The organism is Metabacillus niabensis (genome assembly GCF_020524345.1).
In the GTDB taxonomy this organism is placed as follows: domain Bacteria; phylum Bacillota; class Bacilli; order Bacillales; family Bacillaceae; genus Metabacillus; species Metabacillus niabensis_B.
The window spans coordinates 61,181-75,545 of the sequence record NZ_JAIVLH010000018.1 but is presented as its reverse complement, the minus strand read 5'-3'; the positions used below and the strand labels follow the sequence as shown (position 1 = coordinate 75,545).

Here is a 14,365-nt window from a genome sequence, read left to right as displayed (position 1 = left end):
ATCGAAATAATGACAATATTCAATAACTAGTTGATAAGATATATGCAGAGGTTGTGAGGGTGTTCTGCTTGTGTCTTATCGTTTTATTGGAGGAGGAATTTTGTGTGGAATTCGATTCTTCAAAAGCTGACAACCAATTCTTTTCGTAATAAAGTTATTATCACATCAGTCATCTGTCTTGTTATTCCTGCCATTATTACCCTTTTTATTACCAGTTATTTAACAAAGGATGCAATGAAAGAACAGGCAATGTCAAATGCTAATAGGGAATTGACATTAGCAGGAGAATATGTCAATAAGTTTTTTGAGGATATGTTATACGCCGTAAATTATGTACAGTTGGATTCCGAGATAAGTTCAATATTAAAGAAAAATGCGAAAAATGATAAACAGCTAATAGAGCAGGAAGAAGAATATGAAAGTTACTTAGAAAATCGTAAAGTCTCGATGTTAATCGAAAATATTACCTTACTTGGTGAGAAGTCATATGTGACAATTCTTCTGAAGAATGGTGAGCACTACACAAATTATCCTGTCAGTGACTATGACCCAAAGAAACTTTTTAAAGAGCCTTGGTTTAAAGACTTGGATCGTGTTTTTGGTTATGAATCGATCTGGATAGGAAGTCAGCCGACTGTGTTTAAATCAGAACAAGCGACAAATCCATATCAAATTTCAGTTGCCAGACCGTTAAGAGATGCTAATTTGAAAATTTACGGGTATGTTGTTGTGACAATTATGGAAGAGAAAGTGAAACAGGCATTTGAAAGTTTGCCTGGAAAAGAAGAAATGATGTTGGTTGATTCTTCATATAAAATTTTATCTCATATTAATAATGAAAAGATAGGAACAACATTTACTTATAAAGATGAAGTCCAAAAGCCAGGTTTTACTAATATCATAGAAACTTCTGATGAGAACTACCTTTATGCCAGTCATCCTATTTCTTATACAGGTTGGACACTGGTATCTGTAAATCCATACAAACAAGCAATCTTTAAAATAAATTCAATCTTTCATAAAGTCTTTATTGGGCAATTCACCTCTTTTGTGATCTTTTTTCTGTTATTAACGTATGTATTACAAACGATGACAAAGCCGCTCGTCCATTTGGGTAAAGTGGCCACTACCGTTCAAAAAGGAGATTTAAACGTTCGCTCAAACATCCAAAGTAAAGATGAAATTGGTCAACTGTCTAACTCATTTGATCAAATGCTGGATCGAATCAACGAGATGATTAGGGAAATAACAGAAACTCAAGATAGAAAGCGGAAAGCAGAACTGTCTATGCTGCAGGCGCAGATTAACCCACACTTTTTATTCAACGTTCTAAACTCTATCCGAATGAAGGTTATGAGAAAAGGTGATTATGAGAGTGCTGAAATGATTAGCTCTTTATCGAAATTATTACGAATGACTATTGATAAAGACAAAGGGATGATTACTTTTAAAGAAGAAATAGACATCGTAACAGATTACGTCCAATTAATGAACATGCGTCAAAGGGAAAAGGTGGAGTTTGAAGTCAACGTTACTGATGCTGCTTATTTAGAAGCAATCCCACGCTTTATCTTACAACCTATTATTGAAAATTCAATCATTCATGGATTAAACCAAAGTGCCGGTAAAATTAAGCTTGAAGCTTTTGTAAGAAGAAATGATTTTTATATTATGATTGAAGATAATGGGGAAGGAATGGATGAAGCCACATTAACGAATTTTCGAAACAGACTCACGAAAAACTCGGAGTTGATTCATGTTCAAAATAAAAGTGGTTTTTCCAGTATTGGGATTGCCAATGTGTTCGAGAGAATGTGTATGACATTTGGAGATGCTTTTCAAATGGAAGTAAGAAGTGAAAAGTGTAAGGGTACAAAAATAACGATGTCTGTTTTTAAAGGGAGGCTGAAGAGCTAATGTATAAGGTAATGCTGGTAGATGATGATTATCCTGTTTTGGAACTATTATCAGAGATAATAAATTGGAATCAACTAGGCTTAAATCTTCAAAGCATTCATGAGAATGGGGCTAGTGCACTTACCTATGCGTTAAATGAAATGCCGGATATTTTACTAACAGACATTGGAATGCCTAAAATGAACGGAATAGAATTAACAAAACAATTAAAAGAAATGAATCCCAATCTACAAGTTTGTATGCTAACATGCCACAATGAGTTTGAATATGCTCATCAATCTTTAAAGCTGAATGTACAGGATTATTTATTAAAAGATACGTTAGATCCGAAAGACTTAGATGAAGTACTGATAAAGTTAAAGAAAAATGTAGAAAAAGAAAATCAACAAAAAATAAAAGAATTCAAGTTAGAGAGTATTGTTGAAAGAAACAGAGAGTCAATGAAACGGGAGTTTTTAAGGAAAACTCTCTATCAACATACCTACGAAAATGTGGGATGGTATGATGAAGCTCACTCTTATGGCTTAGATGTAAAAGGAAGATCATATATTCCGGTTTTATGTTTTATCCAGGATTATCGATCAGCAAAAGAATGTTATCTTTCCGAAGATACATTAACATTTTCGATTCAAAATGTCATAAGTGAAGTTTTACAGGATGAAAAAGGATCAGCCCATTTTACATTAGAAAAAAAGGAATCTTTTTTATTTTTTCCCTATAACTCCACATTAAAATCAGACAGTTATGGAAAAACAACCAGGTGTCTTGAGATAATTCAGAGGAATGTCTTTCATACGTTGAAAATATCACTTTCCTTTTTAGTGGGAGACCCATTAGATAGCTATATGTCATTTAAACATTCACTGCAAACCTTACTTGATAGTACAAATCAACGCTTTTATATAGAAAATTGTACGATTGAAAAAAAGAGAGCAGAGACCAAATCATCGGATAGCTTATTTGAATGGTATGACAAGGCATCAAATGAAATTAGACAGCTTATGATAAAAAAGGATACCGCAGAAGTAACGCCGCTTATCACAAAATGGATGGACATTTTTAAGGAAAAACAGTATTCATCCGAAATGGTGAAAGACTGGGTATTAAAGCTGTTGTTAGATCTAAAAGTTAAACTAAAGGCTTTACAATTTTTCGGTACAAATACTTCAAATGAAATATTACATGAGGAAATAATAGCGATTGATTCCTTAATAGAACTAAGAAAATGGCTCATTCAATATTTTGAAATGCTTTTAAAGGCGGTAAACGAGTCAGCGACAAAATCGAGACGTAAAGAAGTAATCGATGCTTGTAAGTATGTTGAAATAAATTTGGAAAAAAAAATCACCCTCGATGAAGTAGCAAATGTTCTTTATTTAAATTCGAGTTATTTTAGTAGACTTTTTAAGAAGGAAGTTGGAGAAACCTTCGTAGAATATGTCACAAAAGCTAAGATGAATAGAGCAAAAGAATTACTTGAACAAACGGTTGATTCGGTCGGGAAAATTTGTGAAAGACTCGGATATGATAATCAAAGTTACTTTATTAAAGTGTTTAAAAACTATGCCGGTGTTACACCCATTGAGTATAGGGGTGAGAGGAAATAACAACAGTGTTTTTGTAAGCGGTTAAACGTAATGATTTATCTATTTCTATTATTAATGTAATGAAGAAAGGAGCCATTTTCATATGCTAACCTATTCGGAATCTATTAAAACAAATCCACTCAAAACCAGAGAAGATGTTGAAGAGGCATTAAGACAAATTTGTAATCCATTAAAGCCTTTCTATAGTAAAGGCTTTGCGCGTATAAAATTAGGTAACACAAGTGCTGCTTACTCTGATTCTACTTCAGAGATGGAGGGATTCTCCAGACTTTTATGGGGATTGGCACCTTTTTTGGCAGGTACAGATGTCGAGTATGACCTGTGGGAAATGCATCTACAAGGATTAAAAAATGGAACAGACCCTAATCATGAGGAATACTGGGGAGAGATTAAGCATTTTGATCAAAGAATTGTTGAGATGGCTTCATTTGGTCTTGCTTTATTACTTATACCAAACAAGATATGGGAACCTCTTACTCTACAAGAAAGAGAGAATGTAAGTGCTTGGTTATCTCAGGTTAATCAATGTCATGCACATGATTGCAATTGGCTTTTTTTCGCTGTTCTAGTTAACTTAGGGTTGAAAAATGTTGGAGAGCCGTATGACCGAGAAAAAATAGAAGTGAACTTAGAGAGAATGGATCAATTTTATTTATCTAATGGATGGTATGCAGATGGTATTAATGGACATTCAGATTATTATGTACCCTTTGCTTTTCATTTTTATGGATTAATCTATGCGAAGGTTATGGAAAATGAAGATCCGATTAGGTCTCAGAAGTATAAGGCTCGAGCAGAGGAATTTGCAAAAGACTTTATCGCATGGTTTTCATCAGATGGAACCGCGATTCCTTACGGTCGAAGCTTGACGTATAGATTTGCTAGTATCTCATTTTGGGGGGCGGCTGTATATGCAGGCATAGAGCCATTTTCCATAGGTGTCATGAAAGGGATTATTCTGAGAAATTTAAGATGGTGGTTTAAACAACCTATTTTCAATGATATGGGTATTTTGACGATCGGATACTCTTATCCAAACTTAGTTATGGGAGAAAACTATAATTCACCAGGTTCTCCTTATTGGTCATTAAAAGCCTTTTTACCGTTGGCGCTAGATAAGGAGCATCCGTTCTGGAAGGCAGAAGAGGAGCCACTACCTACCATTGGTGAGAAAGTGGTTCAGAAAGAACCTCATCTCATTATATGCCGCAATGAAGCCGGCGATCATGCTCTAGCTTTTAACTCAGGTCATGTATCAACAAATGAACATACGCATACATCAGCAAAATATGAGAAATTTGTCTATTCAACAGCTTTTGGATTTAGTGTTCCCCGAGCAGAGTGGGGCCTTTCACAGGGGGCATTTGATTCAATGCTAGCCTTAAGTGAAGGAGATAATCTCTATCGAGTAAAAAGAAATAGTGAAGAATTTACGATAGAGAATGATTATATCTATTCCAAATGGAAGCCTTGGAATGATGTGGAAGTAAAGACGTGGCTTGTTCCGGGTACACCTTGGCATATTAGAATTCACCGCATTGAGACTGGCAGATTGCTAGATACAGCTGATGGGGGCTTTGCATTAGGAATTGAAGATAAGAAACTAGAACCACAGATGGAAATTCTAGAGAAAGATCAAGAATGTATGATCAAGACATTCTGGGGAACAAGTGGAGTGAAGAGCCTTTATGGTGAAGGAAAAGCAACTTTCATTTATCCGAACTCTAACACAAACATACTACATTCTCGTACGGTTATCCCGACGATTCAAAAGAGAATTACCCCGGGAACCAGCTTTTTAGTTAGTGCAGTCTATGGAGAATCCGGCATTGAACAGTGTTGGGAAAACGAACCAGAGGTAGAGGTAACAGAAGATCATATGAAGATTCGTTTTAGTAATCATGACCCAATTACAATAACAATATAAAACAGTTGAAGAATCGAAAGAATGAGATAAAGTTTCTGGATGAAGCTCCTTCATTTTTTCGATTTTTTTCAAAGTTTCAGTTAGACCTAATTTGAGAGGTGAATGTCATTGTTTATTGAACTTGAAAAGATGTTGAAGCCAAATGCTTCATCTCTTTTGTTTTCATCAAAAATAGACCAAACAAACTGGTTTGAAAGCATAAAGGGAAAATTATCCTATATGCCACTGATTACCGAAATTAGAGAAGAGGCAAATAGGCTACTGCAAAATCCTATAAAAGAACTAACATTTGAAGAATTTACGATCTTCAGAGAAACAGGCTCAAGACTTGAATATGAAAAAAGCTATTTTGCAAAAAGAAGACGCCTTAATACGTTTGCGATCATGACTTTATTAGATACAAGCGATTCTGCTTATTTAAGGGAATTACACGAAACAATTTGGTCGATATGCAATGAATACAGTTGGTGTTTACCAGCACACTTGAAGAATAGTCCTGAGATGAAAACAGAACATGAAGAGGATTTTCTACAAACAATACAGAATCCCCATTATACCATTGATCTTTTTGCAGCTGAGACAGCCTTTACACTTAGTGAAATAAACGAATTAATGGACCATGTTTTGGATCCGCTTATTCAGAAGAGAATGAAACAGGAGGTGTACCGCAGAGTCATACTGCCGTTTCAAAATCACTCATTCCATTGGGAGACATCCACACATAACTGGGCAGCAGTGTGTGCAGGCTCAATTGGTGCAGCTGCTTTGTATGTTGTGGATGATGAACATATGCTCACCTCTATTTTAGAGAGAGTTGTTCGGGCAATGACCTATTATTTAAAGGGTTTTAATGAAGATGGAGCCTGTATGGAGGGATATGGATACTGGCAATATGGCTTTGGTTACTATGTTTATTTTGCCGACTTACTTAAGAAAAAAACATCTGGAGAAATTGATTTATTTCAGATAGATAAAGTCGATCAAATTGCTGCTTTTCAGCAGAAATGTTTTATTTATAAAAATAAGGTCGTGAATTTCTCTGATTCAACAGAAACAGGATCTGTCTTTTTAGGCTTAAGTCATTATTTAAAGGATGTTTTTCCGAATCTTGAAGTCCCTGAAACAGAGCTTCGTGCAGCATATGCTGATGATCATTGCAGCAGATGGGCACCGGCATTTAGAAATTTCATTTGGTTTGATGAGAATAAAGCGGGAAAACCTTGGGGAAATGCAACATACTACTTGAAAGATTCTCAGTGGCTCATTTCAAGACATACTGATTACGTTTTTGCCTGTAAAGGCGGTCATAATGATGAGCCGCATAATCATAATGATATGGGTCATTTTATTTTACAAGCAAAAGGAGAAACGTTTCTAAAGGACTTAGGAAGTGGAATGTATTGTGAGGGATATTTTAATCAAGAACGGTATTCATTTTTATGTAATAGTTCACAAGGCCACTCTGTTCCAATCATCAATCATCAATATCAATCAGCGGGGGCAGCGCGGCATGCTTCTATTATTGATTTTCTCACTAGTGAAGAAGAAGATGTGCTCAAAATGGATCTTGCAAAAGCTTATGATGTTGGAACACTAGAAAAGTTAGTAAGAAAATTCATATGGAAAAAGAAGCATAAACCTGAAATGATTTTGTCTGATACGTATTATTGCACAGAAAAACCAACTTCAATCGTTGAACGATTTATTTCACCAGTTTTAAAGATCACAGAAGAGTCTACTGGTGTTGTGTTGGTGGGGAATGATAAGATAAAGATACTTTTTGACAGAGACAAATTGGATTTGAGTATACAAAAAAATCATTTTTTAAATCACTTTGGTGAAAAGGAAGAGTTTTATCAATTAGATTTTACAGTTAAAGAACGAAGGGAAGTTACTTGTGTAGATTTTCGGTTTGTATTTGGGGAATGAATGGGACAACGCTTCGTGATATGGAAGGTGCATGTTAAGTAAGAGACGAATCAATTTTTGACTTGGCAAAACGTTCAAGCGTGAATTCTTAAGTAGAATTCACGCTTTATTTTTTAAAGAAATTAAATTCTGAATAGACTAATTAATGAAGACTAACATTTTTGAATCCTTTTTTACGAAAATAAAGCATCAACCTCAACCTGGTGTCCATACATTGCAAATTCTTTAGGAGACATTGCCGTTAGTTTTTTGAACATACGAGAAAAATAAGAAGGGTCATAGTATCCGAGATAATCTGAAATAGCTACTATTGTCATATCGGTATTTAATAAGAGATTACATGCTTCAATAATTCTTAGTTGATGGATATATCTAATTGGAGACTGACCCATTAGTTCCTTAAAGATCGAGATTGTGTAACTTTGAGACCGATTAATTAATTTTGCGAGCTGCTCTATTTCAATATTTTTACGGTAATTTTCTAACAGGTAGTTCTCAATGATAGACGTGTATTTCACCTTACTAGGTGTGACAGTAGGGCTTTCTAGCTCTCGGGCAAACATACCAAGTAATTCCTGAAGTATTCCAACACAAATATAAGATCGGAATTTTTTATCACCTCTACTATCCACAAATAACCTTTCAAAACGATGCTTAACATATTCAGGAGTTCTTGTTTTAATCTTATGGAATTTTTTCTCAATAGGAAATGGATTTGAATAATTAACAGTTTCATCTAGTTTAAACGCAACGGTGTATTTTTGATGCTCCCCAGATTCATGATTCTTTGCACCGCGTAAGGTTCCAGATGGAATAAAAATGAGATCTCCCTTTTCAGCAATAATCTGTTCTCCATATATTGAATAGTTGACTTTTCCTTTTACTACTAAAATAAAGACATTATAATCAATTTTTTCTGTTTGTGAATGCCAATTTGGAATTAAATTATCAAAAAAAACTCCTAATATGTTAATGATATGAAGCCCTCCTTACACGAATAATTTCTATAATTTTACTATATATGATCTCTCTGATTAGAAATATAGAAAAAGTAAAAGGTTGTAAAAAATCATACATGAAATCGATAAATTGTACATGGACTATAAATCGGTATTACTCGTATACTTATTACCAATAAGGAGGTTAAGCGTTTACAGTACATGTGATCTTTTCTGAAATCATAATAGTTTTGTAATGTTTAAAGGCGCCTTAGGAATTCGTAAATTAGCCCATTTGAAGTAAGTTTAAAGACTGTAAACAAATGTAAAGGTGGTGGCAGGGGAAAATATTTTGTTCTTTAAAAGTAATCAAATACTTTAATTTGATTCTAACTAAACGCAAATATGGGAGGGTTACTTATGTATAAAGTAGATCAAGTTTCATGGAAAGAAAGAATAAGTTATGGATTAGCAGATACAGCTTCAAATTTAATTTTTGTGATGGTCTCAACTTATTTACTTTATTTCTATACAGATGTTTATGGGATAGGTGCAGGTGTTGTTGGTACCTTATTCTTGATTGTTAGATTTCTCGACGCAGGAACAGATTTACTTGCAGGCTATGTAATAGATCGTACAAGTACGAAGTGGGGGAAATGTAGACCTTATTTTCTATGGTTAGCTCTTCCGTTTGCAGCAGTAGGTGTTTTAACGTTTTTAACTCCAGACCTCGATACTCAAGGAAAGATCTTATTCGCTTATTCTAGTTATATTTTATTAGGCCTTATTTATACATTTATTAACATTCCGTTATCTGCCATGCTACCAAGCATGTCAAATAATCCACAAGAGCGTCATGAAGTAACTTCTATCCGTATGATCTTCGGGCAGATTGGTGGTTTTATTGTTTCTGTTGCCACGTTACCTTTAGTTGCTTACCTTGGAAACGGTAATGATGCAAAGGGTTTCGCGATAACAATGACAGTATTTGGTATCATATCAATTCCTATGTTTATTAATGCTTTCAAAAACACGAAAGAAAGAGAATACTACAATAGTAGTAAAAAGAGTGTACCTTTAAAAGATGGGATGAAAGCGTTTAATATACCGTGGTTAATTATTTTTACTGCAAAACTTGCTTTCTTCTTCGTGTTTATTATTCGTAATCAAACAACCGTTTATTTCCTTAAATATAACTTTGGAAGAGAAGATATTGTACCTGTTGTCATGGCTTTAAATTATTTAACGATTGTATCCTTAATGTTAATTCCGTTTGTTACTAAGAGACTTGGCGGTAAGAAAACCATGCAGTTTGGGATTGTCATTGCAATTGTAGGATCTTTCATTATTTATTTCAGTTCAATCACCCAATCTATACCATTCTTGTTAATTGGCGTAGGACTTGGCGGGTTAGGTCTAGGGTTTGTTCCGAGTCTATTATTCTCTCTAATTGCTGACACGATTGATTATGGTGAGTGGAAATCAGGTGTTCGTGCAACAGGTCTTTTATACTCAGGTTCTACATTTGCAGCTAAGTTTGGAATGGGGATCGGAGGAGCTGCTGGAGCTTGGCTATTAGCAATGTATCATTATGACCCAGCTTTAACTCAACAATCCACTGAAACTTTGAAAGCGATTGAATTTAGCTTTATATGGTTTCCAGTTATCAGTTTTGCATTAGTTCTTATCCTTTTGCAGTTCTATAAACTTGATAAAATTCATGCACAAGTAGTAGAAGACTTGAAAAATAGAAATAAATCTAATGAAGACATTGCAAAAGAGGCTTAATTAGTTAGCTAAATTTACTATTCACATTCAACTAAAATAGGGAAAGAGGAGAAGAGAAATTATGAGAATTTTATTTTTAGATTTAGATTCAGTAAGCCCACGTCATCTAGGATGCTACGGTTATCACCGTAATACATCACCTAATATTGATAAAATTGCAGAAAAGGGTGTCCGATTTAATAATTACTATACGTCAGATGCGCCGTGTGCACCTTCCCGAACAGCATTGATGTCTGGTCAATTTGGAATTCGTAATGGTTTAGTCGGACATGGAGGAACAGCTGGGGATATGAAACTCGAAGGAGTGAATCGTAACCTTTTTGGCAGACTATCAGTTGGCGGATCTCTACCTTCTTTCTTACAACTAGGAGCAGGATTAAATACAACGTTAATCAGTCCATTCCCGCAACGTCATGCAACATATAATTTCTACGCAGGTTTTAACGAAATTATCAACACTGGTAAGTTTGGAATGGAATCAGCTGAACAAGTTTCTCCTGTTGTAACCGATTGGTTAGATCGAAATGCAGAAAAAGATGACTGGTTACTTTACGTAAATTACTGGGATGCACACACGCCATATCGTGCACCTGAGAGTTTTGGTAATCCATTTGCTGAAGAGCCACTACCAGAATGGGTTAATGAAGAAACGTTAGAAAAGCACAAAGAAGCTGTAGGTCCTCATACAGTCCATGAATTAGTGATCGATCATAATGGAAACACGTATACGAATGTAGAAAGTGATAAATTTCCAAGAAGTCCTGGTGAGATCAAGAACATGGACGATTTGAGAGCGATGATTGATGGCTATGACTGTGGTATTCGCTACCTTGATGATCATGTTGGGAAATTGTTTGCATTATTAGAAGAGAAGGGAATTTTAGAGGACACAATTATCATCATCTCTGCAGACCATGGTGAGAACATGGGGCAATTAGGGATTTATGGAGAGCACGCTACAGCTGATGACGGAACTTGCCGCATTCCAATGATTATTTCTTGGCCTGGAATGCAACAAGGAATTGTTGATGATGGGTTGCATTATCATTTAGATTTACCAGTTACATTAGCTGAAATGTTAGAGCTACCTGCTTCACCCGATTGGGATGGAACAAGCTATGCTTCTGTATTAAAAGAAGGAAAAGAATGCGGACGTGACTACCTAGTTGTGTCTCAATGTGCTCACGTTGCTCAGCGTAGTGTACGTTTCGGGGACTGGTTATATATGAGAACATATCATGATGGATATCATTTATTTGATAAAGAAATGCTATTTAATCTTAAAGAGGATCCAAGAGAAGAAAACAATGTTGCCGAACAAAACAAAAATATTTGTATGGAAGCAACATACTATCTACATGAATGGCATGATGAAATGATGCTCAAATCGGGTGATGATGTTGATCCTTTATGGACTGTTATGAAAGAAGGAGGGCCATACCATGCGAAAGGCTTCCTGAAAAATTATGGAGAAAGACTTGTTCAAACTGGAAGAGAACATCAGTTTAGTGAATTGAAGAGAAGACATTCTGGTGAATTTCCAGAAGAAGTTGATGAAGCTAGAGTTACGTTTGCTGGAAAGATGATGAGAAACTTATTTTAAAAGTGTCTACAATATACCTTAGTTTAGTATTTTGCTAGACTAAGGTATATTTTGTTTTACAATCAAGATAAATTCCTATATATTCTTTCTGTATTGGATATTAGAGTGGATTGGATGAGAATATTACTTTTAGTTATGAATTATATAATACATAATTCTAGTTTTTTAAAAGAAAAAGAACATACACTACTTAGCTATTTTAAGTCAGCGAATGTTCTACGGTTTTATAAATTTTAATTAATACCATTTTAAGAATAAAAAAACTGTATATCAACTTTACACATCCGCCACACATCGAAACCCTACATGCCCTGATGAACTATCTGGTGTATTTGATGTACGTGCAGCAACTCTGTATCGATTACAATAAGATACATGACATAAATAAGACCCACCACGCATAATCTTCGTTTCGCCTTTTGTTGGGCCTTGAGGATTTTCACGTCCTCCGCGACTGTGGATACTTCTGCTAAACCAATCGGAACACCATTCCCATACATTTCCTGACACATTATATAGACCAAATCCGTTTTCAGGGAAAGATATGGCCGGAGCCGTCCCTTTATAACCATCCTCAGTTGTATTCTTTTCAGGAAATTTCCCTTGCCAAATATTACAATAGTGCTCACCATTTGGAGCTAATTCATCACCCCATGGGTATATTTTTTGCTCAAGACCTCCACGCGCAGCATATTCCCATTCTGCTTCTGTTGGCAGTCTCTTACCGGCCCACTTACAAAAAGCTTGGGCATCATTCCAAGTTACGTGAACAACTGGATGGTCCATACGGTCATCAATCGTTGAACCTGGACCTTCTGGTTGGTACCAAAAAGCTCCGTTAACTCCACACCACCATGGGGTCGATACAACTCGATTCACCCGTGCTAACATTTGTGGAGGTAAAAAGTTGTGAAACACATAAGACCAACCGAATTTCTCAGATTCTGTTACATATCCAGTGGCTTGTACAAATTGCTTGAATTCATCATTTGTAACGGCATACTTGTCAATTAAGAAGGGACCTACTTTTACTTTTCGAACAGGGCCTTCACCATCAGCGGGAAAACCTTCTTTTTCGTTTGTCCCCATTAGAAATTCCCCACCTGGAAGATGAACCATTTTATCTTTGAATTGAATTTCGGTTGATGCTGTAATTTCTTGAGTTTGTTGCGTTACAGCTTCTGTATCTTGAAGAGTTTCTCCTCTTTTAATCGAACAACACGACATTTTTTGATCTGTTTTCATTTCGTCACATCCTTATTATGCTTTCTTGTTAATAGGTCTGAATGAATTAGAAGGTGTAGCTTTTATTATTAATTATTACTCAATTCAGTCATTCTTTTAACAGACTTCCGTTCTATGATCTTTGAATCCACGATCATTTCTTTTGAATAGTCTTGTGACTCTTGAAGATATTCAAAGAGAAGCTTAGCAGCCTCAACACCCATTTGATAAGCAGGAACATACACACTTGTCACGGACGGAAAGCATTTTTCAGCTTCTTGATATTTATGTTCAATCGTCATTATTGATACGTCATCAGGAACAGACAATTGAATATTGTTTAAAAAGTTAATGGTCTGTTGAACCTTCGTTAGATCATGGACTAATAATGCTGATGGTTTATCTTCGCTAGTGAAAATTTTTCTTAATAGGTCGAGATAAGAATCCACATTCTCTGGATAAAAATAATGCTCCACCTTTAGCTCGTCAATTTGTTTTTCTTCTTTATACTCACGTATCACCGACTCTAATCTTTCTTCTAAGCTAATAACAGCTACATGCCGATGACCCCTGCTATAAAAATAGTCCAGTACATCTTTATTATATTGTTTAAATTGAGCGTATACATTTAGTCCATTATGAAAAAGTTTTTCACCAATATATACCATCGGCAATTTCAGATTGAGTAGCTCTAAAAAGGAAGAGCATGCGATAGGGGCACTTCCTAATATAAGGCCATCAATACGGTTCTGCTTAATAAAAGAATAATACTGAGGCCTATAGTTGTCAGATAAAATTTGGTCTCTATCATTCATTTCGTTAATTAACAGAAGATGATAGCCCTTTTGTATCAAAATATCATTAACTCCCTTTATGAACTCTAGGATATACGTACTTGATAGAATTTCTGTTGAGTCAAGTAGAGGGGGAAAATATAATCCAATCAATTTTGTTTCACTTTTCGCTAAGTTTTGGGCAACAACGTTAGGTATATAATTTAATTTATCAACGGCATCATATACTTTCTTTTCCGTTTTGCTGCTTACATAGCCACTTTTATTTAAAACTCTTGAAACAGTGGAGATGGAAACTCCAGCTAAATTTGCTACGTCATAGATAGATGCTTTCATATTTGTTCCTTTCATAGTTAAAAGAGCATTAGATGTGGAAGTGCTTCCATAATAAAAACTTATCAAACTTATTAAAGATGGTCAATTCGTTAATGGTAAATAAAACAAGATTAATATATAACATTTTGTTATACCCCTATAAATTAATTAATCTTGCAGGTGTTTTAATTATCTGATAAATTTGTTTCATAGGATATAAAAGCGCTTCCATAAAATATTAAAATGAAAAACTTATACTGTCTCCATTAAGGTTATTATTTTTCGTAATTTATAAAAGCGCTTTTATATATTGAGATTATTTA

9 protein-coding genes are annotated in these 14,365 nt (G+C 35.0%); 6 read left to right on the top strand and 3 right to left on the bottom strand.

The genetic code is table 11. The features are described from left to right. Positions 1–102: 102 nt before the first annotated feature. The 4 genes from LC095_RS18915 to LC095_RS18900 all read left to right on the top strand — a co-directional run bounded on the left by LC095_RS18915 (position 103) and on the right by LC095_RS18900 (position 7,380). Positions 103–1,917 carry a sensor histidine kinase gene (locus LC095_RS18915; protein ID WP_226529634.1) on the top strand — a complete coding sequence of 605 codons (1,815 nt, stop codon included), beginning with the start codon at positions 103–105 and terminating at the stop codon, positions 1,915–1,917. Further along, positions 1,917–3,524 (top strand): response regulator transcription factor, encoded by a 1,608-nt coding sequence (locus tag LC095_RS18910; protein ID WP_226529633.1) that lies wholly within the window; start codon positions 1,917–1,919, stop codon positions 3,522–3,524. Before LC095_RS18915 ends, LC095_RS18910 begins: the two co-directional genes overlap by 1 nt. An 82-nt stretch (positions 3,525–3,606) precedes the next feature. Then, positions 3,607–5,451 (top strand): DUF2264 domain-containing protein, encoded by a 1,845-nt coding sequence (locus LC095_RS18905; protein WP_226529632.1) that lies wholly within the window; start codon positions 3,607–3,609, stop codon positions 5,449–5,451. 108 nt (positions 5,452–5,559) lie between these two features. Next, on the top strand, positions 5,560–7,380 hold the full coding sequence (locus LC095_RS18900) for a heparinase II/III family protein (RefSeq protein ID WP_226529631.1): 1,821 nt from the start codon (positions 5,560–5,562) through the stop codon (positions 7,378–7,380). 173 nt (positions 7,381–7,553) lie between these two features. Here the strand turns inward: LC095_RS18900 and LC095_RS27165 are convergent, their stop codons facing one another. After that, positions 7,554–8,291, bottom strand: a complete 738-nt coding sequence (locus tag LC095_RS27165) for a helix-turn-helix domain-containing protein (protein ID WP_226529680.1) — start codon at positions 8,289–8,291, stop codon at positions 7,554–7,556. Between the two features lie 447 nt (positions 8,292–8,738). Here LC095_RS27165 and LC095_RS18890 point away from each other — a divergent pair, with 447 nt between their 5' ends. Together LC095_RS18890 and LC095_RS18885 are read left to right on the top strand one after the other, a co-directional pair. After that, positions 8,739–10,106, top strand: coding sequence for an MFS transporter (locus tag LC095_RS18890; protein WP_226529630.1), 1,368 nt, complete (start codon positions 8,739–8,741; stop codon positions 10,104–10,106). Positions 10,107–10,167: 61 nt separating this feature from the next. Next, positions 10,168–11,709 carry a sulfatase gene (locus LC095_RS18885; protein ID WP_226529629.1) on the top strand — a complete coding sequence of 514 codons (1,542 nt, stop codon included), beginning with the start codon at positions 10,168–10,170 and terminating at the stop codon, positions 11,707–11,709. A 276-nt stretch (positions 11,710–11,985) separates the two neighbouring features. Here LC095_RS18885 and LC095_RS18880 read toward each other — a convergent pair whose 3' ends face one another. Both LC095_RS18880 and LC095_RS18875 read right to left on the bottom strand, forming a co-directional pair. After that, a complete protein-coding gene (locus tag LC095_RS18880; RefSeq protein WP_226529628.1) occupies positions 11,986–12,954 on the bottom strand; it encodes a formylglycine-generating enzyme family protein in 969 nt (322 codons plus the stop codon). A gap of 68 nt (positions 12,955–13,022) precedes the next feature. Continuing rightward, positions 13,023–14,078: a LacI family DNA-binding transcriptional regulator gene (locus LC095_RS18875; RefSeq protein WP_226529627.1), complete on the bottom strand. Its 1,056-nt coding sequence runs from the start codon at positions 14,076–14,078 to the stop codon at positions 13,023–13,025. Positions 14,079–14,365: the final 287 nt, after the last annotated feature.

Coding starts and splice junctions, on each gene's coding strand:
- LC095_RS18910 (WP_226529633.1), top strand. CDS start 1,917: ATGTATAAGGTAATGCTGGTAGATGATGATTATCCTGTTTTGGAACTA.
- LC095_RS18905 (WP_226529632.1), top strand. CDS start 3,607: ATGCTAACCTATTCGGAATCTATTAAAACAAATCCACTCAAAACCAGA.
- LC095_RS18890 (WP_226529630.1), top strand. CDS start 8,739: ATGTATAAAGTAGATCAAGTTTCATGGAAAGAAAGAATAAGTTATGGA.
- LC095_RS18885 (WP_226529629.1), top strand. CDS start 10,168: ATGAGAATTTTATTTTTAGATTTAGATTCAGTAAGCCCACGTCATCTA.
- LC095_RS18880 (WP_226529628.1), bottom strand. CDS start 12,954: ATGAAAACAGATCAAAAAATGTCGTGTTGTTCGATTAAAAGAGGAGAA.
- LC095_RS18875 (WP_226529627.1), bottom strand. CDS start 14,078: ATGAAAGGAACAAATATGAAAGCATCTATCTATGACGTAGCAAATTTA.